Annotated in this window: 22 protein-coding genes; 6 read left to right on the plus strand and 16 right to left on the minus strand. The window is 73.5% G+C overall.

Annotation, left to right across the window (positions count from 1 at the left end):
- The 6 genes from ACZ67M_RS34205 to ACZ67M_RS34230 form a co-directional block, all read right to left on the minus strand.
- Complete coding sequence (locus ACZ67M_RS34205) at positions 1-831, minus strand: 4'-phosphopantetheinyl transferase family protein (RefSeq protein ID WP_361363079.1); 831 nt, start codon at positions 829-831, stop codon at positions 1-3.
- Positions 828-2,696 (minus strand): beta-ketoacyl synthase N-terminal-like domain-containing protein, encoded by a 1,869-nt coding sequence (locus ACZ67M_RS34210; protein WP_469853943.1) that lies wholly within the window; start codon positions 2,694-2,696, stop codon positions 828-830. The genes ACZ67M_RS34205 and ACZ67M_RS34210 overlap by 4 nt, the downstream gene beginning before the upstream one ends.
- 17 nt (positions 2,697-2,713) lie before the next feature.
- The gene (locus ACZ67M_RS34215) at positions 2,714-3,475 is read right to left on the minus strand and encodes an acyl carrier protein (RefSeq protein ID WP_392103247.1); all 762 of its coding nucleotides are present in this window, start codon (positions 3,473-3,475) and stop codon (positions 2,714-2,716) included.
- A 192-nt stretch (positions 3,476-3,667) separates the two neighbouring features.
- The gene (locus tag ACZ67M_RS34220; RefSeq protein WP_064732199.1) at positions 3,668-4,498 is read right to left on the minus strand and encodes an AfsR/SARP family transcriptional regulator; all 831 of its coding nucleotides are present in this window, start codon (positions 4,496-4,498) and stop codon (positions 3,668-3,670) included.
- 219 nt (positions 4,499-4,717) lie between these two features.
- A complete protein-coding gene (locus ACZ67M_RS34225; RefSeq protein ID WP_361363087.1) occupies positions 4,718-5,326 on the minus strand; it encodes a ScbR family autoregulator-binding transcription factor in 609 nt (202 codons plus the stop codon).
- 172 nt (positions 5,327-5,498) lie between these two features.
- The gene (locus tag ACZ67M_RS34230) at positions 5,499-5,708 is read right to left on the minus strand and encodes an acyl-CoA carboxylase epsilon subunit (RefSeq protein WP_392103248.1); all 210 of its coding nucleotides are present in this window, start codon (positions 5,706-5,708) and stop codon (positions 5,499-5,501) included.
- 291 nt (positions 5,709-5,999) lie between these two features.
- Here ACZ67M_RS34230 and ACZ67M_RS34235 point away from each other — a divergent pair, with 291 nt between their 5' ends.
- Complete coding sequence (locus ACZ67M_RS34235) at positions 6,000-6,992, plus strand: ScbA/BarX family gamma-butyrolactone biosynthesis protein (RefSeq protein ID WP_469853944.1); 993 nt, start codon at positions 6,000-6,002, stop codon at positions 6,990-6,992.
- Between the two features lie 42 nt (positions 6,993-7,034).
- On the opposite strand, the gene ACZ67M_RS34240 is transcribed toward ACZ67M_RS34235, so the two are convergent.
- Positions 7,035-7,919 carry an SDR family oxidoreductase gene (locus ACZ67M_RS34240; protein WP_467323025.1) on the minus strand — a complete coding sequence of 295 codons (885 nt, stop codon included), beginning with the start codon at positions 7,917-7,919 and terminating at the stop codon, positions 7,035-7,037.
- Between the two features lie 174 nt (positions 7,920-8,093).
- On the opposite strand from ACZ67M_RS34240, the gene ACZ67M_RS34245 reads away from it, so the two are divergent.
- The gene (locus ACZ67M_RS34245) at positions 8,094-8,759 is read left to right on the plus strand and encodes a ScbR family autoregulator-binding transcription factor (protein ID WP_361363097.1); all 666 of its coding nucleotides are present in this window, start codon (positions 8,094-8,096) and stop codon (positions 8,757-8,759) included.
- Here the strand turns inward: ACZ67M_RS34245 and ACZ67M_RS34250 are convergent.
- The gene (locus tag ACZ67M_RS34250; RefSeq protein ID WP_469853945.1) at positions 8,752-10,287 is read right to left on the minus strand and encodes an FAD-dependent monooxygenase; all 1,536 of its coding nucleotides are present in this window, start codon (positions 10,285-10,287) and stop codon (positions 8,752-8,754) included. The genes ACZ67M_RS34245 and ACZ67M_RS34250 overlap by 8 nt on opposite strands.
- A gap of 418 nt (positions 10,288-10,705) precedes the next feature.
- Between ACZ67M_RS34250 and ACZ67M_RS34255 the strand changes: the two genes are divergently transcribed.
- Entirely contained in the window at positions 10,706-12,139 is a 1,434-nt protein-coding gene (locus ACZ67M_RS34255; protein WP_385797658.1) for a DNA primase family protein, read from the plus strand.
- Here ACZ67M_RS34255 and ACZ67M_RS34260 read toward each other — a convergent pair.
- Positions 12,097-12,627 carry a type II 3-dehydroquinate dehydratase gene (locus tag ACZ67M_RS34260; protein ID WP_361363105.1) on the minus strand — a complete coding sequence of 177 codons (531 nt, stop codon included), beginning with the start codon at positions 12,625-12,627 and terminating at the stop codon, positions 12,097-12,099. The genes ACZ67M_RS34255 and ACZ67M_RS34260 overlap by 43 nt on opposite strands.
- Before the next feature lie 285 nt (positions 12,628-12,912).
- On the opposite strand from ACZ67M_RS34260, the gene ACZ67M_RS34265 reads away from it, so the two are divergent.
- On the plus strand, positions 12,913-14,232 hold the full coding sequence (locus tag ACZ67M_RS34265) for a helix-turn-helix transcriptional regulator (RefSeq protein WP_361363108.1): 1,320 nt from the start codon (positions 12,913-12,915) through the stop codon (positions 14,230-14,232).
- A 40-nt stretch (positions 14,233-14,272) separates the two neighbouring features.
- Here the strand turns inward: ACZ67M_RS34265 and ACZ67M_RS34270 are convergent, their stop codons facing one another.
- Positions 14,273-15,106 (minus strand): metallophosphoesterase family protein, encoded by an 834-nt coding sequence (locus ACZ67M_RS34270; RefSeq protein ID WP_469853946.1) that lies wholly within the window; start codon positions 15,104-15,106, stop codon positions 14,273-14,275.
- 210 nt (positions 15,107-15,316) lie between these two features.
- On the opposite strand from ACZ67M_RS34270, the gene ACZ67M_RS34275 reads away from it, so the two are divergent.
- Both ACZ67M_RS34275 and mhpA read left to right on the plus strand, forming a co-directional pair.
- Positions 15,317-15,511 carry a ferredoxin gene (locus ACZ67M_RS34275; protein ID WP_361363114.1) on the plus strand — a complete coding sequence of 65 codons (195 nt, stop codon included), beginning with the start codon at positions 15,317-15,319 and terminating at the stop codon, positions 15,509-15,511.
- Between the two features lie 278 nt (positions 15,512-15,789).
- Positions 15,790-17,427 carry a bifunctional 3-(3-hydroxy-phenyl)propionate/3-hydroxycinnamic acid hydroxylase MhpA gene (mhpA, locus tag ACZ67M_RS34280; RefSeq protein ID WP_469853947.1) on the plus strand — a complete coding sequence of 546 codons (1,638 nt, stop codon included), beginning with the start codon at positions 15,790-15,792 and terminating at the stop codon, positions 17,425-17,427.
- A 49-nt stretch (positions 17,428-17,476) separates the two neighbouring features.
- Here the strand turns inward: mhpA and ACZ67M_RS34285 are convergent, their stop codons facing one another.
- Genes ACZ67M_RS34285 through ACZ67M_RS34310 form a run of 6 tightly spaced genes read right to left on the minus strand, consistent with a single transcriptional unit; the run spans position 17,477 to position 23,279 of the window.
- On the minus strand, positions 17,477-18,379 hold the full coding sequence (locus ACZ67M_RS34285; RefSeq protein WP_469853948.1) for an ROK family protein: 903 nt from the start codon (positions 18,377-18,379) through the stop codon (positions 17,477-17,479).
- Positions 18,372-19,112, minus strand: a complete 741-nt coding sequence (locus ACZ67M_RS34290; RefSeq protein ID WP_361363123.1) for an HAD-IA family hydrolase — start codon at positions 19,110-19,112, stop codon at positions 18,372-18,374. The genes ACZ67M_RS34285 and ACZ67M_RS34290 overlap by 8 nt, the downstream gene beginning before the upstream one ends.
- Positions 19,113-19,127: 15 nt before the next feature.
- Positions 19,128-20,210, minus strand: coding sequence for a Gfo/Idh/MocA family protein (locus tag ACZ67M_RS34295; protein ID WP_469853949.1), 1,083 nt, complete (start codon positions 20,208-20,210; stop codon positions 19,128-19,130).
- On the minus strand, positions 20,207-21,367 hold the full coding sequence (locus ACZ67M_RS34300; protein ID WP_378808528.1) for a DegT/DnrJ/EryC1/StrS family aminotransferase: 1,161 nt from the start codon (positions 21,365-21,367) through the stop codon (positions 20,207-20,209). The genes ACZ67M_RS34295 and ACZ67M_RS34300 overlap by 4 nt, the downstream gene beginning before the upstream one ends.
- Positions 21,368-21,387: 20 nt before the next feature.
- Positions 21,388-22,209 carry a shikimate dehydrogenase family protein gene (locus ACZ67M_RS34305; protein ID WP_469853950.1) on the minus strand — a complete coding sequence of 274 codons (822 nt, stop codon included), beginning with the start codon at positions 22,207-22,209 and terminating at the stop codon, positions 21,388-21,390.
- Entirely contained in the window at positions 22,206-23,279 is a 1,074-nt protein-coding gene (locus ACZ67M_RS34310; RefSeq protein WP_392016315.1) for a 3-dehydroquinate synthase family protein, read from the minus strand. The genes ACZ67M_RS34305 and ACZ67M_RS34310 overlap by 4 nt, the downstream gene beginning before the upstream one ends.
- Positions 23,280-23,282 lie beyond the last annotated feature (3 nt).

Here is a 23,282-nt window from a genome sequence, read left to right on the forward strand (position 1 = left end):
TCACCTCGATGCCGGCACCGGCTCGGGCAGGGGCACCAGCCGCGGCGCGGAGCGACCCCAGGGGAAGCCGTGGTGGAGCTGGAGGACGGGCGGCGCGTCGGAATCGGCGAGGACGGCCACCGCGGCCAGTACGTCGGGCACCGGCTCCAGTTCGACGAACCGCCAGCGCCGCTCGGTGTCGTTGTCGGGCGGCTGGAAGCCGAGGACGCCCCGGTCCTCGGCGAGCGTGAAGGAGAACGCGTCGAAGGGCAGGCTCAGGCCCAGACCGCGGGCCTTGGAGTAGGCCTCCTTCAGTGTCCACAGGCGCAGCAGCCGCCGGTCGCGGGGGCGGCCGGGGGCAGCCCGGGTCACCCAGTCCCGCTCGGACGCCGCGAACGTCTCCAGAATCGTGTCGAAGCCCTGTTCACCGCGGTCGAGCCGTTCCACGTCCACGCCGACACGGTGCCGTCGCACGACGCCGAGCAGGTTGTGGCCGCCCGCGTGCGAGAGGTTGAAGTCCAGCTCCCGGCCGCCGCGCGGCAGCCCTTCGGCGGGCTTCTGGAGGAACGGCCGTCCGCGCGAGGACCGCCAGATGACGGCCTCGGCCTCCGGCAGTCCGCTCTCCAGGGCGAGCACGCGCCGTACCAGGGAGTGCGCCACCAGGTACTGGCGCCGGTCGCGTTCGAAGAGGAACCGGGCGGCGATCTCCTGTTCGTGCTCGTCCAGCCAGTGCCGGGCCAGCAGGGCCGCGATGCCCGGGACCAGTTCGTCGTTGGGGCAGAAGAACAGCTTCACCGGCTCGGGCCGGTCGCGCGGGACCGGAGGGCCGGCCGCGAGGGCCTCGGTCGTCATCCGTTCGGCTCCGGATCCGCTGGGGCACGGTCCGCGCCCAGCCACAGCGGGCGGCGCAGCCGGGCGGACGGTGGCGGCGGCTGGGGCGGTGCCGTCCACGGCGACGCGGCCTCCAGCGCGGCCCAGTCGACGCCGACGCCGTTCAGCCAGAGCCGGGTGAGCGTCTCGGTGCGTCCGGCCCGCCACAGGGCGATGAGGTAGTCGCGGGTCTCCGGCAGGCCGTCGAGGCCCAAGGGGTCGCCGCGCCCGTCGCGCAGGTCGGCCGTGGCGGCCTCGGGTCCGGCCTCACCGGTGTCCGCGAAGTGCGCCAGCCGGGCGACGAGTTCGGCCACGTCCCGCGGGGCGGGCAGGGCGATACGGCAGGGCATGGCGGCCCGTCCGACGCGCAGCGCACGTGCCAGGCCGGCGGGCGGCGGTCCGGGCGCCGGGTGGCCCGCGTCCGCGTCCGCTTGGGCGGTCGCGGTCAGCCAGTCGGCCAGGCGGTGCGCGGTGGCGGCCAGGTGGGCGGGGGTCGGAGCGGACAGCAGCAGCGGCCCTCCGTCCCCGCCGGTGTCCGTCCCGCCGGTGTCCGTCCCGCCGGGCTCCGCCGCGTACTCCTCGACCACGGCCCACGCCGTACCGCCGCCCTCGGCAGCGATCTCGACCGTGGCGGTGCGCGGCAGTTCCCGCCCCGCCTCGTCGCGCGTGCGCGGCCACGGGACCCCGGCGGTGTCCGCTGCGCCGGATATCCGGACGCCGTGCCGCACTTGGAGCACGGCGTCGGTCAGTGCCGCGATCCCGGTGACCGCGCCGGCCGATCCGATCCGCCGTGCGGTCGTCTCGCGGGACTCGTGCGCCTCCTCCGCCGCGCGGGATTCCGGCCGGCGGGGGCGGGCCCGGTGGCCGCTCGCGGTGTCGCGGACGACGGCGTGCACGCGGTCGCCGTCCGCGAGCGCGCGGTGCAGCGGCTTGAGCACCACGGCTCCGACGCCCTCGCCCGCGCCGTCCGCGAGGCGTGCGGGGTGCAGCAGCAGTTCGACGCCTCCGGCGACGGCGGCCGCGCACTCGCCGCGGCGCAGTGCGCCGACGGCGAGGTGGACCGCGGTGAGGCCGGAGCACTCCGCGGTGTCGACGGCCTGTGCGGGACCGGTCAGTTCCAGCGACGCGGCCAGCCGGCCGGGCAGGCCCCAGTGGCCCGCCCTGGGGGTCGCGCCCGCGCCGGGGGTCCAGGCGCCGGCGGCCAGGAGGGCGTAGTCGTGGCTGGCGGCTCCCACGAACACACCGAGGGCGCGTGACGTGCCGCTCGCGGTGGTCAGGGCGTCCAGCCGGGAGCCGGTGTATCCCGCGTCCTCCAGCGCGTCCCAGGCGACCTCCAGGAAGAGCCGTTCCTGCGGGTCCATCAGGGCGCCCTCGGCGGGCATGATGCCGTGGAACTCGGGGTCGAAGTCGGCGACGCCGTCCAGGAAGTGGCCGCGTCGGCCGGGTGCCGAGGAGGCGAGCCAGGGACGGGCGGCGGGCACGGCCGAGGACGTGTCACGGCCCGACAGCAGGTTGTCCCAGTGCGCGTGCAGGTCGGGGGCGAGCGGGTAGCGGCCGGCGATACCGACGACGGCGATGGGGTCGGTGGAGGTGGCACGGTCGGCGGCGGACCGGCCGTCGAAGGCGCGTTGGCCGCCGGACGCCCCGAGGCCGCCGGACGTGCCGCGGCCGACAGACGTGCCGTGGCCGTCGGGGGCGCCGTGGTCCGAGTCCGGCGCGGCGTCCGGCCGGGGCGGCGGGAGCGGTGTCCCGGTCCTGGACTGCCGCGCTCCGTTCAGCAGGCGGGCCGCGTCGTCCCGGCCGAGGGTTCCGGCCTTGAACCGGGTGAGGATCTCACGTTCGTCCATGGGGCACACCGGTTCGTTCAGGCCCGCCGGGGCAGCAGGGCGAGGGCTTCGTCCACGGAGATCCGGTCGTCGCGCACGGCGTCGAGGAGGTCCGCGAGGTCCGGGATCCCGCCCGGGGCAGGTCCGGGACCGGTGACGGAGGCGATGTGCGCGGCCAGGGCCGCGAGGTCGGGGTGGTCGTACAGCGTGACGGGGCGCTCGTGCATGCCGTAGATCTCGTTGACCGTCGCCACGAACTGGGCCGCCAGAATGGAGTCGATGCCGAGGACGTTGAAGGGCGCCGTGGTGCTCAGCTCCCAGGGGTCGCAGCACAGGATGCGGGCGAGTTCCTCGCGCAGCACCTCCAGCACCGTCTCCCGCGCGGCGGTGTGGGCCGGGGCGGGCTCGGCCGGCGCGTCGGCCCACCGCCGTCCGGCTTCCGGCGCCGCCGGCACCCGGGGACGGGTGAACTCGGCTCCGGTCAGCGGCGGTTGCCCGGCCGGTACGTCGTATCCCGCGCCCCGCTCCCGGATCACATGGCGGGCGAAGGCCAGCGGGGTGGGGTGGTCGAACAGCGCGTCCGGCTTGACGGCCGTGCCGTATCGGGCGTTGACGGTGGCCACGAACTCGACGGTGAGCAGCGAGTCGAGGCCCAGCGAACGGAACGTCCGGCCCGGGTCGACCTTGTCGGACTTCAGGTGCAGTACCGCGGCGAGTATGTCGACGAGTTCGGTCAGCAGGTCGTCGGGGACGGGCACGAGGGCCGTGGGCGGGCGTGTCCGGCTGTTGTCGAAGGACATGGTCTGACTCCTGGGATTCCGTTCCGGTGGGACGGCGACGGACGGGGCGAGGATGTGTCCGGCCCGCACGGAGGACGTGCGGCGCGGCGGCGGGGGCGGCGGAGGGCGGCAGGAACTCCCGCCATACCGGTGGCCGCCGTCCGAAGCACTCGTCGGCGATATGCGGCCCGGCCCGCGCGGCCGCCTCCCCGACTACCCGACCCGGCTGAGCCGTTCACTGCCGGCGCCCGCGCCGACCGGCACCGACTCGGGGCCGGACATGAGGATCGAGCGCTGCATCCGGCGCAGGCCCGCGGAGGGTTCGAGGCCGAGTTCCCTGACCAGCGCGTTGCGCAGTCGCTGGTAGACGTCCAGCGCCTCGCTGCGCCGGCCCGAGCGGTGCAGGGCGAGCATGAGCTGGCCGTGCAGGTTCTCGTGGGTGCGGTGGCGGCTGACGAGCACGGTCAGCTCGCCCAGCAGTTCGCGGTGGCGGCCCAGCCGCAGGTCGGCCTCGATGCGCTGGTCCAGGGCGCACAGCCGGGTCTCCTCCAGGCGCCTGGTCTCGATCTCCAGCTGGGCCCCGGTCTGCACGTCGGCCAGCGCACCCCCGGTCCACAGCCCCAGGGCGTCGCGCAGGTGGCGGGCCGCGCCGGCGAAGTCGTCGGCGTCCATGGCCCGGTAGCCGAGGCCGGCCAGCCGCTCGAACTCGCGGACGTCACTGGTGCCGTCCGACGTGTTGAGCAGGTATCCGCCGGGCAGGGTGACGAGCACGTCCTTGGCGGTGCGCCCCCCGGTGTTCTCCGGATCCTGCCGCAGCGCGGTGGAGATCAGCTCCCGGAGCTGGAGCACGTACGTCTGGAGCGTGGTGCGTGCGCTGCGGGGCGGTCGTTCACCCCACAGTTCGTCGATGAGCGTCCGGACCGGCACCACCTGGTCCGCTTGGAGGGCGAGCAGCGCGAGCACCTGACGCGGCTTCGGAGCCGTCGGCGTTACCGACAGGCCGTTCTCCCTGACGCTCAGCGCCCCCAGAACGTCGATGTCCATGCCGTCTCCCCTATCCCTGCATGAGTCGTCCTGACACAGCCGCTTCCTGGCATGACCCAACTAAAAAACAGGACGGATGGTTTGTCAATACCAAACCAACCGCGCTGTTTTATTTTCTGGGACGGGCTTGAGTGTCACTGGAGTCCACGAGCAATCCCCACAAAACCAGACATTTTTAGCGACTGCATGGTCTTTTTCAGGGAGGAGCGAAACAGCCGCCTACCGGCCGCTGACCGCGATGACCAGCGCATGACGGTCCGTCAGGCGGGGCAGCAGCAGCCGCCAGAAGCCCGTGACGCGGTCCTGCGACAGCCACGCCTCGTCCTCGCCGCCGAGTACCTCGAAACCCACCGTCGCGGCCACCACCGCGGTCACGGCGTCGGCGGCGAGGACGCCCCTGGCGAGCCAGCCGTCCCGCTCCGCGCGCCGCACCGAATCCTCGACCCAGTACCGCCACTCCCGCCTCAGCGAGGCGACCTCACCGCGTCCGGGATCGTCGCCCAGTCCGAAGCCGGCCCGGACGACGACGTCTTCGGCGATCCGGTTCACCAGTTCGTACGTCGCGTCCACCAGGGCCGGCAGGGCACGCCCGTCCCGCTTCAGCGACTCCGCGGTGATCCGGCGCAGCCTCACCAGCGCCTCGTCCTCGACAGCCCGCGCCAGCGCCCGCTTGTTCTCGAAGTGGAAGTGCAGGGCTCCGTTGCTCACCCCGGCCTCCCCGCTGATCGTGGACAGCGACGCGGCCACGAACCCCTCTCTGGCGAAGAGTTCCGCCCCGGCGCGGATCAGCGCCTGGCGGGTACGGAGCGCGCGCTCCTGCTTGACCATCAGTCGTCTCCTGGCTGGACCCTGGGCGCACGGCACGCGGGGTGCCCTGCGCCGTCCTTGCCGCCTGCGGTTTTCGTCAGCTCAGGCTAACAAACCGCGCGTGCGGTTTATAGAGGTGGGTGGGATCTACATGAAATGGCCGGGCGCGATCGCGCCCGGCCCGGCGGGGGGCCTATCGCCAGCTACGAGGGGAGCGATAGGCCGCCGCGGTCCATCGCGCGGACCGAGGGAACGGGGCGTCCCGCGACATCTCCCCGCCGGCCGCCGCGCCTCGTCCGGCCAGCACCGAACAGAGCACGAGGGCCACGGCGGCGAGTTCGACCTCGTCGGCCCGCCCGCGCTCGATGCGCAACGCGAGCCCCGGAGAACCAGGTTCGCCCATGTCCGCTCCTCCCGACCCCCGCCACGGTGGGCCACCGCACTACAGAAGGGCTCCAGTACCGCTTGAGAGCGCGTCTTCGGACGGCTGGACCCGGGGAGCGCTCCCGGCGCAGATGAACTGGAGAAATGGTGGAGGAACGGGCAGATATGAGAGATGCCGTTCCGGTTCAATCCGGCGGCGGATCTGATCGATCACTGACGGAGGCTTTGATTCCTCTAGAAATCAAACCGGTTGGTCTCTATCTTTTGAGCCCTCCGCAGCCCACCACTCCGATCTCGTCCAGGGGGAACGATGACCGCGAGCACGTTTCGGATCGAAGAGCCGTCGATCGACCAGACCACGGCACCGGCCGCCCCGTCGCCCTTCCGGGCGGCGGTCGCGCGCGACAGACAGCTGACGACGACGGTCCCCAGGGAGCTGGTGCACCGCGCGGCCGTCGCCGAGGTCATGCTGACCGACTGGAAGCGGCTGGACGACACCCACTTCGACCTTACCGCCCAGTGGCCCCGGGGCCACAGCTTCTTCACCCCCGTGAAGGGGGTCCACCACGACCCGCTGATCGCTGCCGAAACGATTCGACAGATCGGCTCCCTGCTCGCGCACGCCGAGTTCGGCGTCCCCTTCGGCCACCAGTTCCTGCTGGAGGAGCTCAGCCTCAGCGTGCAGCCCGAGCAGCTCGAGGTCGCCCAGACGCCCGCCGCGCTGGACCTGGAGGTCCAGTGCAAGGAGGTCAAGACGCGGGGCAGCCGGCTGATCGGCCTCTGCTACGAGACGACGGTGCTGCGCGAGGGACGGCTCGCCGCCTCGGGGCGCATCTCCTTCGGCTGCATCTCTCCCGCCGTGTACCGCCGACTGCGCCCGGAGCGCGTGTTCGGCGCCGAGTACGGTCCCATCCCGCTCACCGCTCCGGTGGCGCCGCAGAGCGTGGGGCGCACCTCACCGGCCGACGTGGTCCTCTCCCCCACCGGGGAGCCGAACCACTGGCAGCTCCGGCTGGACACCCGGCACCCGGTGCTCTTCGACCACCAGGTCGACCACATTCCGGGCATGGTGCTGCTGGAGGCGGCCCGTCAGGGGGCGACCGCGGTCCTGGGCGGCTCCCCCGTCCTGCCGCTGGGCCTCGAGTGCGAGTTCAAGAAGTACGCGGATCTGGACCGCCCCTGTCTGATCGACGCCCTGCGTCTGCCCAAGGGCTCGTGCGCCCCGGAGACGGTCCTGGTCACCGGGCACCAGGACGGCGGGATCGTGTTCACCGCGACGGTGACCGCCGAGCCCGCCGGCTGACGGCCCGGGGGCCGAGGGGACGGCCGTCCCCTCGGCCCGCCCTCACCCGGTACGGGGACTTCCGGCGAGGGCATGCCGCCCCGTCGGCGCGCCGAACGCCGCGAGGTGGTCCTCGGCCCAGGTCAGGAAGGAGCGCGGCGGCCGGCCGGTCAGCCGGGCGACCGTGTCCTCGACATGTGCCTTGGCTCCCGCCCGCTGCCGCTCGGCGCTCGCCAGCAAGGCCTCGGCGACGGCACTGGGGTGACGCTGCCTCAGCGCCGCGCGAGCCTGGTCGAGGGAGAGTTCCTCGAAGCGCAGGGGGGTGCCCAGCAGCCGGCCGAGCTGCGCCGTCTGCTGCACGGCGCTGACCGGTTCCGGGCCGGTCAGGGTGTGGACGCGCCCCTCGTGCCCGTCCTCGGTCAGCGCGCACACGGCCACCGCCGCGACGTCCCGCGGGTCCACACACACGTTGGCCGAGGATCCGTACAGGGCGCGCACGACCCGCTCGGACCTGACGGAGGCCGCCCAGGACAGCGTGTTGGACATGAAGGCGCGTGGACGCAGCACGGTCCACCGCATCCCCGAGCCGCGCAGCAGGTCCTCGTTGGCACGGTGCCAGCGGGTGATCAGGTCGTCGGCCCCCGGGTCGGCGACGGCGGCCGCCGACAGCCGCACCAGGTGCCGCACACCCGCGGACCGCGCGGCCCCGACGAAACGCGCGTCGTCGTCACCGCCGATCCGGCTGGTGAGGAGGAAGGCGCGGCTCACGCCCCGCAGGGCGCGCTCCAGCGACCCCTGGTCCGCGTAGTCCCCGGCCACCACCTCGGTCCCGGCGGGCGCCCTCACCTGCGACGGATCCCTGGCCATGACACGTACCGCGAGACCGGCGGGGAGCCGGCGCAGGACTTCCCCCCCGATGGTTCCAGTGGCCCCCGTCACGAGAATCACCCGTACTTCCCCCCTCCCGTGGGCAGCAGCCGAGTGCGTGCCGCACGAATTGCCGCAACCTTCCGGCTGCGCGAAGCTCAACCAGTTGTAAGATACGTACTGTGCGGTTTTTTTGGGAGTCGGTCAGAGGCTTCCAGGCCGCCGAGCGATCTTCGAGAAGGGGAGGGCGGCAGAGTGGTGAAGCAGGATCGTGCCATCCGGACCCGCAGGAACATCCTTGAGGCAGCGGCGAAGATCTTCGAGGAGCGCGGGTACCAGGCAGCGACCATCGCCGAGATCCTCGGCGCGGCCGGTGTGACCAAGGGAGCGCTGTACTTCCACTTCAGCTCGAAGGAGCAGCTCGCCCTCGGGGTGCTGGAGGAGCAGGACCAGCGCTTCGTCATCCCCGACCGCTCGTGCAAGTTGCAGGAGTTGGCGGACGTGGTCCTCCTGCACGCCTACCGCCTCCAGTCCGACCCCATGGTGCGCGCGGGCGTGCGGCTGAGCATGGACCAGCACGCGGAGGGGCTCGACCGCAGCGGCCCGTTCATGCGCTGGAGCGAGGTCTGCCAGGGCCTGCTGGAGCGGGGGCAGGCCCAGGGCGAGCTGCTGCCCCACGTGGTCCCGTCGGTCACCGCCGACGTCGTGGTGGGCACGTTCGCCGGCATCCAGTCGATGTCCCAGGCGGTGAGCGACTACCGGGACCTGCGGTACAAGTCCTCCGAACTGCTCCGTCATCTGTTCCCCAGCATCGCCGTGCCCTCGGTGCTGACCTCGCTGGACCTCTCCGAGAGCCGGGGCGCCGACGTCTTCGAGGAGATCCAGCGCGGCCTGCTGGAGCCGGCGGCCGTGGCTAGCTGACCGCGCCCGCCAGCACCGGCCTCTCGGCGACGAGAACCCGCCGGTTGCCGAAGTACCGTACGAGCGCGTCGCCCGGGCCCTCTCCGCCGCGGACCGACGCCCAGGCGACGTACCCGTCCGGCCGCACCAGCAGGGCGTCGCAGGGGATGTCGGGGGTCGGCTCGGCGCACACCAGCCGCAGGGCCCCCGACCACGCGCGCGCCCTCCGCGCGCACCGGCGCCCCTCCTCGCCGAAGACCAGCAGCAGGGGCCGGCCCGCCCGGAGCAGGTCGATCACGTCGGCCCGGCCCTCCCCCGTGCTCAGGGTGACGTTCTGCAGGAACCTTCCTTCCCATGCGGAGGACCGCTGGGAGCGTCCCGGCAGGACGGTGTCCTGACCGCTGATCATGTCGCTGAGGTACCGGCTCTCCCGGTCCGCGGTCACGAGGTCCGCGAACACTCCGCGCAGCGCGTCGGCATCGGGCCCCGGACGCATCAGGGCGAGTTGGGCCCGCGTGTTGTCGATGACCCGCTGGGCCTCCGGACGGCGTTCGGCGTCGTAGGTGTCCAGCAGGTCGTCCCCGGCCCGGCCGAGTACGGCGAGCGCGAGCTTCCAGCCGAGGTTGAGGGCGTCCTGCACGCCGGTGCTCAGCCCCTGGGCGCCGACCGGGAAGTGCATGTGCGCCGCGTCGCCCGCGAGGAAGATCCGCCCGAAGCGGTAGGAGCGCACGAGCCGGGCGAAGTCGCTGAACCGGCTGAGCCAGCGCGTCTCCCGGATGCCGATCTCCTTCCCCGCGATCCGGGAGACCTCGCCCCGCAGCTCCTCGGGGGTGGGCGCCAGTTGGCGCCGCGGGTGGGCACCGGCGCAGTCGAGGGTCTTGACGTGGGTTCCGGCGCCGGGGATCTCGTGCACGACGATCCAGCCGCGCGGGGTGCGGTGCCAGCCCGGCGGCAGGGCCTGCGGGTCCTCCAGCGTGACCAGCCCGGAGAGCCCCGAGGTCGTGGCCGGGTACGTCTGCGAAGGGATCCCCGCCAGTTCGCGGACCGTGCTGCGTCCCCCGTCCGCCCCCACCAGATAGCGGGCGGAGCAGACCACGGAGCCGTCCGGTCCCGTGGCCGTGACCCGGACGCAGGTCCGGTCCTGGGTCACCTCGGTCACGCGGTGCTCGCGCAGGATCCGGACGCCGACGGCCCGCGCCCGCCGCTCGAAGAGCCGCTCGAGGTCGGCCTGGGGCCGATTCAGCACGGGGCCGGGCTCCGAGGCGGGGGCGGTGATGGACAGACCGGGTATCCCGCCGTAGCGGAACGGGGCCCGGGCCTCCGGCCGGACGGCGTCCGCGCTCGGCACGAGTTCGGGGAAGTACCCCCGTCTGGCGAGCCCTTGCAGGGCCCTGGCGTGCAGCACTCGCGCCTTGGGCCGCTCCGACACGGCGGCCTGCGCCTCCAACACGAGCGTACGGACCCCACGGGCACCCAGCTCGGCCGCGACCAGCAGGCCGACCGGTCCGCCCCCCACGATCACCACTTGCGCGTGCTCACGACGCCTCACCCCAGGGCCTCCCCGTGACATCGAAAGGCGCCGCGGCACGGGTCTCGGACGGGATTCGCCATGTGTCAATCGCACGGTGCACGCCCCTTCCCCCTGCCGTGGCGTACGGAATGCCGACCTCCGGCCCTCTGTGGTGCCGGACGGCTTCGACAAGGGAAAAATATACCGGGTGGACGGTTCTTTTCAAGAGAGTAGCCTTCACCCCGCGGTCACAGATTGTCCCGGAAGAACTCCACGAGCGTGAGAGGTCCGTCCCTCCTGCCGGACGCCGTCGGCAAGTTGACCGGCAGCCCGGATTCCGCAGCACTTGAAAACAAAACCGGGTGGTACGTATCTTATTCCGGTCGGACTCCTGTGCGGGAGTCACACACGGCCTGAGTCGCTTGAGTCGCTCGGGTCACCGTCCGGGGGGATGCACATGGGTTCTGAGCTGCGGCAAGCCGACAGCTACTCACGGCACCTGACCATACCGGCGCCAGGACCGCTCCCCGAGAGTCTCACCGACCGCGGCCTGGCCGAGCTGTTCGCGAGAACGTACGCCGACCGGTACCGGCACGTCCCCGGCCTGGGCTGGTACCGCTGGGACACCACCCGCTGGCAGATGGACGAGGAGGACACGGTCCTCTGGGCGGCCGGCGACCTCGTGGAGTCCCTGGCCCTCTCCGATCCCCTCGGCCGGTACTCCGACGCCGTATTGCAGACCCACCGCCGTCGGGCTCTTTCCACGACGGGCATCCATGCCATGCTGGCGCAGGCCAGGTCGGCACCGGGGATGGTGCTGAACGCGGCTCGGCTCGATGCGGACCCGTACGCGTTGTGCACGCCGGACGGCATCGTCGACCTGCGCACCGGACTGATCGAGCCGCCCGACCCCGACAAGGACCTGCACTCCCGCCGCACCACGATCGCGCCACGGCGGACGGCGACTCCGCGCTGGGACAGGTTCCTCGCCGACACCTTCGGCGACGACGACACGGGCGCCGGGACGGTCGACTTCCTCCAGCTTCTGCTGGGGTATTCGGTCACCGGTGACGTCGGTGGCCAGGTCCTGCCGTTCCTCTTCGGTTCCGGCAGGAACGGCAAGTCCGTGCTGCTCGACGTCCTGCTCAAACTGCTCGGGGACTACGCCGACGCGGCCCCGCCCGGCTTCCTGATGGCCCGTCCCTACGAGGACCATCCCACCGACCTCGCGGAGTTGCACGGGCGCCGGATCGTCGTCTGCTCCGAGGTCAAGCCCGGGGACCGGTTCGACGAGACGCGGGTCAAGCTCCTGACCGGCGGGGACCGGATCAAGGCGCGGCGGATGCGGCAGGACTTCTTCAGCTTCGAGCCGACGCACAAGCTCTGGCTGCTGGGCAACCACCGGCCCGAGGTGGGCACCGGCGGGTTCGCCTTCTGGCGCCGCATGCGCCTGATCCCCTTCGAACGCGTCGTCCCCGACCACCGGAAGATCGACAACCTGGCCGACATCCTCGTCACCGAGGAGGGACCCGGGATACTCGCGTGGCTGATCACCGGCGCGCGGCGCTACCTGCGCGGTGACAGGGACCTCACCGGCCCGGAGCGGGTGCGGGTGGCCACCGCCGCCTACGCGGAGACCGAGGACCACACCGGGCGCTTCGTCGCGGAGGCGTGCGCGCTCGATCCCGCGCTGCGGGCCGAGCAGACGGGCCTCCACGAGGCGTACCGGGCCTGGTGCCGGAACGAGGGCGTTCAGCCGCTTTCGTCGCGTGCGCTGGCGGCGAGGATCCGCGAGACCGTCGGGCTGGCGTCGCCACGGGCGATGGTCCTGTCCCGGCAGCGCAAGTACTACCCGGGCATCGGGCTGCTCGCCGCCGGGGAGGCGGCGTGAGTCGCGGCGGTGCCCGCGCTCGTCCGGGGGCCGGGGGCCTGGGGTCGGAGCGGCTCCGGCGCGAGGTGCGTGAGCGCCCGGGCGGCCAGGCGGTAGCCGAAGGCCCCGAGGCCGACCACGACACCGCTGGCCAGCGGCGCGATCACCGACTCGTGCCGGAACTGCTCCCGGGCCCACACATTGCTCAGGTGCACCTCGATCCACGGGGGCGGATAACTGGCGAGCGCGTCCCGCAGGCTCCAGCCGGCGATCATCAGGGCGCCGGGATTGACGATGGCGCCCACGGTGCTGTCGCTGTGCCGGTGCACGGCGCCGACGAGGTCGCCCTCCGAGTCGTGCTGGACGGACACCACCTTCCAGCCCCGGTCGCTCAGTTCGTCGGCGACCGCCGCCTCGATGTCGGCGAGGGTGTCCGTGCCGTAGATCTCCGGTTCCCGGCGGCCCAGGATGCCCAGGTTGGGCCCGTTCAGGAGGAGCACGGTACTCAAGGAGGCCACCTCTGTTTCCCGATCGCCCGCTGGACGCGGCCGCGAAGTCCGAATTGCCTCCATGCTGTCGCCGCCCGGCGCGGGGCACCACTCCCAGAGCTGATAGTCCCTCGGCCGCTCCCTCTCGCACCGCCGCCGGGTCGGGCCGCTCGAGGACCGCTAGTGCGCGCGTCGAGGCCCTCTGCACACCGCGTCGGCTCGCGCCGTCGCCACCGCGCCACCGCCCTAACGTGGTCCGTGCACGGATCCCCCTCGCACGGCACGGATCCCATGACTGGAGATGTGATGCTCGATTCTCCGTTCCGCCTGCGCATGCCCCCCGTCCTCTCCGTCCCGCGCGTCTGCCGGAACGCCTCCTGTGCGGCCGCGGGCCTGCCCGAGTCCTCGTTCTCCGCCTGGTCCCGGGGGGAGCTGGAGGAAGGCGTCCGGCTGGCGGAGGCGGCCGGCCGGGCGGCCGCCGGCTGCACCGGGAACTGCGCGGCCCTGGTGAAGACATGGCACGCGGCGCTGCTGGTCAGGGTGCGCCAACTGCCCTCCGCGGCGCGGGTCCTGGCCGAGGTGGAGGGGCTGACGGCCGGCCGGGAGGAGGCCGACGGGGCTCTGGTCGCCGCCTCCCTGCTCTGCGCCGCGGACCTCGCGTTCGCGCGCGGTGACGTGGGGGCCGCCGTCGACCTCGCCGCCCGGGGAGCCGACCGGGCGCAGCGGGCGGGCCTGTACCGGTTCCTGCCCGACGCGCACACCGTGGCGGCTCTGGGCGCTCTGCGGCAGGGCGACATGAGCGTGAGCGCCGACTTCGCCAATCAGCTGCGGGACTGCGCGCTGCTCGGCCAGACCGCGCACGGCCCGAGCCAGTGCGCCTGGACGGCGGCGCAGCTGCTGGAGGTGCAGGGCGGCCCGGCGAGCGCGGCGCAGCTCATCGTGGGCATCGTCACGGACGACCAACTGCTGCTGGAGCTGCTGACGTCGCAGCCCACCGCCGCCGCCTGGCTCGTCAGGGCGACCCGCAAGCTGGGCGACGAGGTGCTCGCGCGCCGGGTCGTCTCGAACTCCCGCGATCTCGCGGTGCGCAACCCCGGGCTGCGTTCCGTGGGCGCCGCCGCCTCGCACGCCGCCGGGCTGCTGGAGGGCGACGCGTCCGCGGTGCTCGCCGCGGCCGCCGCGCATCCGGATCCGTGGGCGGCCGCGTCCGCCGCGGAGGACGCGGGGAAGCTCCTCGCCGCGCGTTCCGCCGAACGGCGGCCGGCGGTCCAGGCCTTCGAGTCGGCGGCGGACGGCTACGCGAACGCCGCGGCGCCGCGCGACGCCCGCAGGGTCGTGAGCCGGCTGCGGTCACTCGGTGTGCGGCGGGGCCGCTACCCGCAGTACGCCGGCCGCAACGGCGGAACGTCGGGCGCCCTCACCAACACCGAGGCCGCGGTGGCCGAGCTGGTCAGCCAGGGGTTCACCAACTCCCAGGTCGGGGAGCGCCTGTTCATCTCCGGTCACACGGTGGCCTTCCACCTGAAGAAGATATTCCGGAAGATGAACGTGGCCTCGCGCGTGGAGCTGACGCGGGCCTGGAGCCAGGTGGCGGGCGCGGCCGCGGAGGGCGCGAGGGCCTCGTGAGGGGGCCGGTGCGCGGGGCGACGACCGGGCGCGCGGCGGGTCACAGGATCCTGCGGAGCCGGGCCGGCGGGCCCTGCCGCCTGCGCCACTCGCGGGGGTAGCCCACGGACACCTCCTCGAAGCGGACGCCGTCGCGGTGGGTGGTGCGCGGGATGTGGAGGTGGCCGTAGACCACGGCGGCCGTGCGGAACCTGCGGTGCCAGTCGTCGGTCAGCTCGGTGCCGCACCACATGGCGAACTCCGGGTACCACAGCACCTCCGTGGGGTGCCGGTGCAGCGGGTAGTGGTTGACCAGGACGGCGGGTGTGCCGGCGGGCAGTTCGGTGAGCCGCCGCTCGGTCTCGGCGACCCGGGCCCGGCACCACGCCTCGCGGCTGGGGTACGGGTCGGGGTGCAGCAGGCTCTCGTCGTTGCACAGGACGCCGGTGCCGCGCGCGTAGGCGAGGCCTTCGTCCTTGGAGGCGCATCCTTCGGGCAGGAACGAGTAGTCGTAGAGCAGGAACAGCGGCGCGACCGCCACCGGGCCGTCGGGGCCGTGCCAGAGGGGGTAGGGGTCCTCGGGCGTCGTGACGCCCAGGTCGCGGCAGAGCCCGACCAGATGTTCGTAGCGTGCGACGCCGCGCAGGGTGAGGGTGTCGCTCGGGTGGGTCCACAGCTCGTGGTTGCCGGGCACCCAGACGACCCTGCGGAAGCGGCCTGCCAAGGTCTTCAGGCACCAGTGGATGTCCGTGACGGTCTCCGCCACGTCGCCGGCCACCAGCAGCCAGTCGTCGTCCGTCTCCGGTGTCATCGACTCGACCAGGGCGCGGTTGTCGGCGTGGCCGACGTGCAGGTCGCTGATGGCCAGCAGTCGTCCACCGCGGTACGCCGTCATGTGCCGCCCCCTTCCCTCTTGTTCCCGTTTCACCTTCGGCCCGGTGACATTCCGGTTCCGTGCCGCGGATGTCCGCAGAAGGCTAGGAACGTTTTTACCGGGCCCGGTATCCCTCAGTCTGATAGGCCTGCTCCCGTACGGTGTTCCGATGGCGAATTCCTCGGGCATCATGGCCGACGCTGCCGTTTCACGTTTCAGGAGGCGATCGCTGTGAAGATAGTCGCGGACACGGACAGGTGCGTCGGCGCGGGCCAGTGCGCCCGCATCGCGCCGGAACTCTTCGACCAGGGTGAGGACGACGGCCTGGTGGTCGTGTTGAACGCCGAGCCCGACGAGTCGCTGCTGGCGGCGGCCGACGAGGCCGTCGACCTGTGTCCGGCCGGGGCACTCGACACGGAGGCCTGAGCGGCGGGCACCGCGCCCCGGCGGGGCGGTCCGGAACGCGCTCCAGCGCGACTCCGGGAGGAATCCACGGGCCCGCTGCGACAATTGCCCACACCACGCCGGAGCGGCGGGGCGCACCCTGCGGAATCCACCTGGCCACGGAATTAACTGATCCTCGCCCGGCCGATTCCGCGCGCCTGCTTTTCCGCCAGTCGAATTCAACGCGCTGGTTCCGCGCCCTGCCATGCCCTCGCGCCTTCTTTCTCCGACCTTTGCGAGTAGGGATGACGATGCCCACCATGCGTCCGCACGACCGGTACGAATCCCCGACGGACGCGGACGTGGCCGTCGTCGGCAACGGGCCGGTCGGCGCCGCCCTGTCGGTGCTGCTCGCCCAGCGGGGACTGCGGGTGACCGTCCTCGAGCGCCGTCCGCGGCCGTACACGCTGCCGCGGGCGACCAGCTTCGACGGGGAGACCGCACGGCTGCTGGCGGGGACGGGCATCGGGGACCTCATCGGCCGCATCACGGAGCCGGCCACCGGCTACCAGTGGCACACCGCGGCGGGCGAGACCCTGCTGGACATCGCCTTCTCGCCCGGCGGGCGTTACGGCTGGCCGGACGCCAACACCATGCACCAGCCCGCCCTGGAGCGGCTGCTCGCGGACCGGGCGGCGGCGCTGCCCGGCGTCACGGTGCTGCGCGGGCACCGCGTCGTGGACATCAGCGAACGGGACGAGCGTGTCACGCTGACCGTCGAGACCGACGACGGCACGGACCGCGAGGTGACCGCGCGCTGGGTCGTGGGCTGCGACGGCGCCAACAGCTTCGTGCGCGAGTACCTCGGCGTCCCCGTGACCGACCTCGGCTTCTCCTACGAGTGGCTGCTGTGCGACGTCGAGCTGCGCGAGCCGCGCGAGTTCACGCCCACCAACGTCCAGGTCTGCGACCCGGCGCGGCCCACCACGCTGGTGGGCAGCGGGCCGGGGCACCGGCGCTGGGAGTTCATGCGGCTGCCGGGCGAGAGCAGCGCGGAGCTGAACCGGGAGGAGACGGCCTGGCGGCTGCTCAAGCCGTACGGCGTCACCCCGGAGACCGCGCGGCTGCTGCGCAGCACCACCTACATCTTCCGGGCCACCTGGGCCGACGAGTGGAGGTCGGGGCGGGTGCTGCTGGCCGGGGACGCGGCCCACCTGATGCCGCCCTTCGCCGGGCAGGGCATGTGCTCCGGTCTCCGGGACGCGGCCAATCTGGCGTGGAAACTGGACCTGACACTGCGCGGCCTCGCCGACGCGTCGCTCCTGGACACCTACGCCGAGGAGCGCGGTCAGCACGTGAAGGAGTCGATCCTGTCGTCCGTGCAGCTCGGCCGGGTGATCTGCGTGACGGACCCGGCGGCCGCCGCGGACCGGGACGCCACGGTCCTCGCGGGCCGGCGCGGCCGTACGGAGCCGGGCGCGCCGGAAGCCGCGAAGCCGCTGACGGCCGGGCTGCTGCGGGGACCGGCGGGCGGGGGGCCGGCCGGTGCGGTGGTGCCCCAGGCACGGGTGAGCGGGGAGGGCGGCACGGGCCTGTTCGACGAGGTCGTGGGCCGTGGCTTCGTCCTGCTCAGCACCGAGGACCCGCGGCCCGCGCTCGGGGAGGACCGGTGTGCCTTCCTCGCGGCCCTCGACACCCGCGTGGTCCGCCTGTCTCCTCCCGGAGCGGCCCGGCCGGCCGGGGCGAGCGGGGCCGAGGGCCTGACGGACGTCGTCGACACCGACGGCGTCTACGGCGGCTGGCTGGCCGAGCACGGCGCGACCGCGCTCCTGGTCCGCCCGGACTACCACGTCTTCGGCGCCGCGAACGGCGCGGAGGAGACCGCGGCTCTCGTCGACGACCTGCGCGAGCGGCTGGCGGCGCCGGTGCCGGCCGGGGCGGCGCCCCGAGCGGCCTGAGCGGCCCTCCGCCACGCAGACGGCCGCGGGCTCCCGGCCCGGCGGCCGCTCAGGGAGCGGTCAGCCGGGCCAGTTCCACCGCGCCGTGCAGGGACGACAGCCCGCCCAGTGCGGCGGGGCGGACCGGCAGCGGCGGTTGGCCCGGGCGGGCCAGGTCGGCGATCTGCTCGGCGAGGAGGGTGTGCAGGCCCGGCAGTCCGCTCGCGAAGCCGCCGCCGAGGAGCAGCAGCCGCGGGTGGACCAGTTCCTGGACGCCGACCGCGGCCGCGGCCAGCGCGCGGCAGGTACGGCGCAGGGTGGTGACCGCCCAGGGGAGTTCGTCGTGCCAGGCCTGCCGCAGCGCGTCGTAGCCGACGTCACCGCCTCGCAGCCGGGCCGCCCGACGCAGCGTGGCCGGGCCCGAGGCCGCCGCCTGGAGGCATCCCCGGCGCCCGCACACGCACCTGGGGCCGTCCAGCTCGACGACCGTGTGCCCGATCTCGAAGGACCCGCGGCCCAGCCCCGGGCACAGCGCGCCCCGCAGGACGAGGCCGCCGCCGACGCCCGTGCCGACCCCGATGTAGAGGAGGTCGGCACAGTCGGCGGCCCGGGACTCGGCGAGCGCGCCGAGGTCGCCGTCGTCGGCCCAGGCGACGGGGGCGCCGGGCACCAGCGTGCGCAGGGCCGCGCTCAGGTCCGTGCCGGTCCACTCGGGGCGGCTGGGCCAGGCGGTGACCCGCTCGTCGGGTCCGACGGTCGCCGGCATCGCGACGCCCACCGCGCTCGGGGGCGCGTCCAGCCGTGCGCAGATCTCCCCGACGTGCCGGGCGAGTTGTGCGAGGTCGCGCCCGGCGTCGTGCCGCGGCCGCCAGGCGAAGACGGTCTCGGCCACGCACCGCGCGCCGGCCTCCACCCGCAGCGCCACCTTGGTGCCCCCGATGTCGACGCCGAGGTGCGAGGAGCCCTCAGTCACCGGGCACGGACGGGCACAGGGCGAGCAGGTCGGCGGGGCGGGCCAGGACGATGTCCGGCCGCGCGTCCAGCAGTTCGTCGGTCTCGGACAGTGCCCACAGGGCGCCGGCCGAGGTCACACCGGCGCCGTGGGCGCTGGCGATGTCGGTGGGTGCGTCACCGACCATGACGGCCTCCTCGGGCGCGAAGCCCATCAGGTGCAGCGCGTGCTCCACGATGTCCGGGGCGGGCTTGGGGCGGGCGACCTCGTCCGAGCCGATCACGTGGTCGAAGAAGGGCAGCAGCCCCAGCTGCCCGAGCAGGGAACGCGCCCGCTCCCCGCTCTTGCCGGTGGCCACGGCGAGCCTGAACCCGCGCACCCGCAGGGTGGTGAGCAGTTCGACGACACCGTCGAAGACCGGCACCTGGGAGGCGAGCCGGTAGCTCTCGCGGACGAAGGGCTCCTCCATCTCCAGCGGCAGGCCCATGATCCGCATGATGTCCGGGAAGAAGCGCCCCAGATGGCGCCGGTACTCGTCGAACGGCGCGGGGCCGTCGCCGACGACCTCCTTGTACGCGACGGCGAACGCCTCGTACATGACGGCGAAGCTGTCGACGAGGACCCCGTCCAGGTCGAAGACCACGGCGCGTCTGACCGGCGGTTGCGTGAAGGGCGTCGTCTCCGGCCGGGCGGTGCCCGGGACGACGGGCCGTTCCGCGAGCCCGGCCGGGGCTGTCGAACTCGGTGATCTCATCGGCTTCCTAGCCTTCTAGTGGTGGGCGGGCACGGCGGTCTGCTCGTGCGCTCGGCGGGCCGAGGCGTAGAAGTCCTCGATGACGCCGACGGTCGTACGGGCCTCGGCGACGGCCCTGCCGCGCCGGCCCGGGTCGGTCAGGACGCCGGCGAGGACGTCCAGCTGCCGCAGGTACTCCGTGCCGATGGGTTCCTGCGGCACCGGCAGGGTGGTCGTGGCGCCTTCCCGCGTCAGGGTCAGTTCGGCGTGCGGGTGGCGGTTGGGGCTGAAGCCGAACGTGCAGCGCAGTTCGGCGGTGGCGGCGCTGCCCGTCACCCGGATGCGGGTGACGTCCCGCGCCTGGTGCGAGGCCCAGCCGGCGCGGAGGCCGACCGAGACGCCGTCCTCGCGGACGAGGAAGCCCCAGGCGGTGTCCTCCACGTCCCCGGCGGGAAGGGCGGGAGCCTCGTCCTGCCGCCAGGCGGCGCTCCAGGCGCCGGTGCCGAGGAAGTCGTTGGAGGTGACACCGAGGACCTGGGTGAAACCGGCCGGTCCGAGCAGCGCGGCGAGCGTGTCGAGCAGGTGCCAGCCGAGGTCGAAGAGGACGCCGCCGCCGGCCTTGCTGCGCTGGGTGAACCAGCCGCCGGCCTGTGGGATGCCACGCGCCCGGACCCAGGACAGGTCGACGTGGCGGACCCGGCCCAGTTCCGGCAGGAGGCGGGCGAGGGCGCCCACGTCGGCGCGGTGCGGGGCGGCGCTGCCGGCCAGCAGGGTGGCTCCGCCGTCCCGTTCGGCGGCGGCCAGGACGTCGGCCTCGCCGGAGGTCAGGCAGACGGGTTTCTCCAGGAAGACGGAGATGCCCCTGCCGAGCAGTCCGGCCGCGACCTCGGCGTGCAGGTGGTTGGGCACGGCGACCACGGCGAGGTCGACCTCGCGGGCCGTCAGCGCGCCCGGCGTCCGGTGCACGGGGACGCCCGGTGCCGCGTCGAGCGCGGTCGGCGCCGTCGGCGCCGGGTCCACGGCGCCGACCACATCGAAGCCCGGGTGCTCGGCCAGGCGGGGCAGCCACAGTTCCCGCCCCGCCCAGCCGAGCCCGACGACGGCCGTCCTGACGCTCATACGGCGGCCACGGCAGCCGCGACGATCTCCGCCGTACGGTGCATGTCCTGCTCGCCGGCGAGCAGGACGCGGTGGTGCAGCCAGACGCAGTCCCGGCTGATGGCCTCCGTGTTGGGGCAGCGCTCGGCGACCTGCTCGGGGGTCTCGTCCGGGGCGCCGATCTCCCAGAAGGCGTCGGTGCGGTAGATGGCGCGGAACGCGGCGAACGCGGGCACGCCGGCCGCCACGAGCCGGTCGACCAGGGCGTTGCGGTCGTCCTCGGAGATGCCGGGCACCCGGAACATCGCCATGTAGTGCGAAGGGTTGTCGGTGCGGTCGTCGCCGCGCTGCGGGACGACGCCGTCGATGGCGGCGAGCAGCGGGGAGAGCACGGCCCAGCGCTTACCGCGCGTGGCGATCTGCGCCTCCAGGCGGCTGAGCTGGGCGCGCAGCACCGCCGCGGAGAACTCGTTGAGCCGCAGGTTGGTGCCGGCGACCTGGTGCAGGTAGCGGCGGTCGGTACGGGGGCGTCCGCAGCTGTGCCGCAGGAACGCCGCCTCGTACCGCTCCGTGTCGGGGAAGATCACGGCGCCGCCCTCGCCCGCCGTCATGAGCTTGCCGTTCTGGAAGCTGAACGCGGCGACGGAGCCGAGTTCACCGACGCGCTTGCCGCGCCAGCGGGCGGCGTGGGCGTGCGCGGCGTCCTGGAGCAGCGGGACGCCGGTGTCGGCGGACAGCTCCGCGAGCGCGTCCATGTCGGCGAGGAAGCCCGCCATGTGCACGGGCATGATGGCCCGGGTGCGGGACGTCACGGCGGCCCGGGCGGCGGCCACGTCGATGTTGTAGGTGTGCGGGTCGACGTCGACGGGCACCGCGACGGCGCCGAGCCGCTGCGCCGCCTGCGACGAGGATATGAAGGTGAAGGCCGGGACGACGACCTCGCTGCCCGGGCCCACTCCCATGACCTGGAGGGCCAGTTCCAGGGCGTGGGTGCCGTTGGTGACGGCCAGGGCGTGGGGTGCGCCGTGGAGTTCGGCGAACTCCCGCTCGAAGGAGTCGACTTCGCTTCCGCCCATGCGCCACCACTGGCCCTGCTCCAGTGCGCGGACGAGACCTTCGCGCTCCTTTTCGTCGTACTGCGGCCACTCGGGGTAGTCCGGCGCCTGTCGCACGTTCATGATTCTCCAAGTCGGTCAATTCAGCGGAAGTCGAAGAACTCCCGGTAGGAATTCAGTTGTCCCTCGAGCATGTGAATGCCGTGGTGGATGCGGTGTCCGCGGGCCGCGGCCTCGCGCAGCAGCCGGGTCTCGCGGGGTTTCATGACGATGTCGGCCACGACGCAGTCCGGAGCCAGTGATTCGAGCGGGAAGGGCAGCGGGTCGTGGGCGCGCAGTCCGAGCGGGGTGGCGTTGACGGCGAGGTCGGGGTCGCACGGCAGCGGTCCGTCCAGCGCGCGCACCCGACCCGGCCAGTGGGCGTCGAGCCGGGCGGTCAGCGCGGCGAGCCTCGCGGGGTCCGTGTCGTACAGGTGGAGCCGCTCGGTGCCCGCGGTGAGGAGTGCGGCGGCGATGGCGCTGCCCGCGCCGCCCGTGCCGACGAGCGCCGCCGTGCCGCCCTTCGGGTCGTGGCCGGCTCCGACGAGGCCCGTCACGAAGCCCGAGCCGTCGAAGTTCTCCGCGAGCCAGCCTCCGTCGGCCTCGCGGCGCAGCACGTTGGCGGTGCCGACGATGTCGACGGTCGTACCGCACCGGTCGGCGAGGTGGCGGACGGCCGCCTTGTGGGGGACGGTGACGAACATGCCGTCGAGGTTCTCCACGCGTTGCAGACCGCGCACGACCGTTTCCAGGTGCGCGGGCCGGACGTGCACCGGGACGACGACCGCGTCGCGGTGCAGCGCGGCGAGGAGGGGGTTGACCAGCGAGGGTGCCTGGACCTGGGCGACGGGATCGCCCAGGACGGCGTACAGGCGGGTGGTGCCCTGGATGGGCGGGGCGGGGGGCGGCTGGGTCGGCTGCGTCATGAGCGTGCCGTCTCCGGGGTGTCCGTGGCGGGGGCGGCGCTGCCCACGAGGTCGGCCAGGGGCGCGCGGGGCATCCCGTCGAGGACGTGTGCGACCACCTCGGCCGGCACGTCGTCCACGAGTTCCACACCCCGGGGTCCGTCGAGGACGAAGGTGAGGCCGCTGACCGCCTTCTTGTCGTGCCGCATCAGCCGCACCAGGGTGTCGGGCCCGGTCCCGGCGGGCAGCGCGGCGGGCAGCCCGTAGGAGCGGACGACGTCCCGGTGCTCGGTCACCCGTGCCTGGCCGATCCGGCCGAGGGCACCGGCGAGGCGGCCGGCGAAGACCGTGCCGACGGCCACCGCCTCGCCGTGCCGCAGGGCGAAGCCGGTCGCCTTCTCCAGCGCGTGGCCCAGTGTGTGGCCGTAGTTGAGGATGTGCCGCAGGCCGGTGTCCCGCTCGTCGGCCTCCACGATCCGCGCCTTGAGGGCCACGCTCGCGGCGATCTGGTCGGCGGGCGGCAGGGCGCGCAGGTTCGGGGCGCCGATGAAGTGGCAGCGGGCGATCTCGCCGTAGCCGTTGAGCATCTCCCGCGGCGGCAGGGTGGACAGGTAGTCGGTGTCGCACAGGACCGCGCTGGGCTGCCAGTAGGCGCCGACGAGGTTCTTGCCCGCGGGGAGGTTCACCGCCGTCTTCCCGCCGATGCTCGCGTCGACCTGCGCCAGCAGTGAGGTGGGCAGGTGCACGACCGCGACGCCGCGGTGGTAGAGGGCGGCGGCGAGCCCGACCGTGTCGGTGGTCGTTCCGCCGCCGCAGGAGACGACGACGTCGGACCGGGTGAGTCCGAAGCGTGTGAACTCCCCGCACAGCCTCTCCACCGTGGCGAGGTTCTTGGCCCGCTCCCCGTCGCGGGCCGGCAGCAGCAGGGTCTCCACGCCGGTGTCGGGCACCCATTCCGGTGGGCGGGCCGAGACGACGACCGCCCGTGCGGCGCCGAGCCGCCCGACGACCTCGGGGAGCGAATGACGCACCCCGGGGCCGATGCGGACGTCGTACGCGTGGTCTCTCAGGCGCAGCGGAACGGTTGCCATGAC

The sequence above is a fragment of the Streptomyces sp. NPDC107500 genome (assembly GCF_055582785.1).

Bases quoted from the DNA above. Each gene is read 5' to 3' on its own strand.
- ACZ67M_RS34205 (WP_361363079.1), bottom strand. From the start codon at position 831: ATGACGACCGAGGCCCTCGCGGCCGGCCCTCCGGTCCCGCGCGACCGG.
- ACZ67M_RS34210 (WP_469853943.1), bottom strand. From the start codon at position 2,696: ATGGACGAACGTGAGATCCTCACCCGGTTCAAGGCCGGAACCCTCGGC.
- ACZ67M_RS34215 (WP_392103247.1), bottom strand. From the start codon at position 3,475: ATGTCCTTCGACAACAGCCGGACACGCCCGCCCACGGCCCTCGTGCCC.
- ACZ67M_RS34220 (WP_064732199.1), bottom strand. From the start codon at position 4,498: ATGGACATCGACGTTCTGGGGGCGCTGAGCGTCAGGGAGAACGGCCTG.
- ACZ67M_RS34225 (WP_361363087.1), bottom strand. From the start codon at position 5,326: ATGGTCAAGCAGGAGCGCGCGCTCCGTACCCGCCAGGCGCTGATCCGC.
- ACZ67M_RS34230 (WP_392103248.1), bottom strand. From the start codon at position 5,708: ATGGGCGAACCTGGTTCTCCGGGGCTCGCGTTGCGCATCGAGCGCGGG.
- ACZ67M_RS34235 (WP_469853944.1), top strand. From the start codon at position 6,000: ATGACCGCGAGCACGTTTCGGATCGAAGAGCCGTCGATCGACCAGACC.
- ACZ67M_RS34255 (WP_385797658.1), top strand. From the start codon at position 10,706: ATGGGTTCTGAGCTGCGGCAAGCCGACAGCTACTCACGGCACCTGACC.
- ACZ67M_RS34265 (WP_361363108.1), top strand. From the start codon at position 12,913: ATGCTCGATTCTCCGTTCCGCCTGCGCATGCCCCCCGTCCTCTCCGTC.
- ACZ67M_RS34270 (WP_469853946.1), bottom strand. From the start codon at position 15,106: ATGACGGCGTACCGCGGTGGACGACTGCTGGCCATCAGCGACCTGCAC.
- mhpA (WP_469853947.1), top strand. From the start codon at position 15,790: ATGCGTCCGCACGACCGGTACGAATCCCCGACGGACGCGGACGTGGCC.
- ACZ67M_RS34290 (WP_361363123.1), bottom strand. From the start codon at position 19,112: ATGAGATCACCGAGTTCGACAGCCCCGGCCGGGCTCGCGGAACGGCCC.
- ACZ67M_RS34295 (WP_469853949.1), bottom strand. From the start codon at position 20,210: ATGAGCGTCAGGACGGCCGTCGTCGGGCTCGGCTGGGCGGGGCGGGAA.
- ACZ67M_RS34300 (WP_378808528.1), bottom strand. From the start codon at position 21,367: ATGAACGTGCGACAGGCGCCGGACTACCCCGAGTGGCCGCAGTACGAC.
- ACZ67M_RS34305 (WP_469853950.1), bottom strand. From the start codon at position 22,209: ATGACGCAGCCGACCCAGCCGCCCCCCGCCCCGCCCATCCAGGGCACC.
- ACZ67M_RS34310 (WP_392016315.1), bottom strand. From the start codon at position 23,279: ATGGCAACCGTTCCGCTGCGCCTGAGAGACCACGCGTACGACGTCCGC.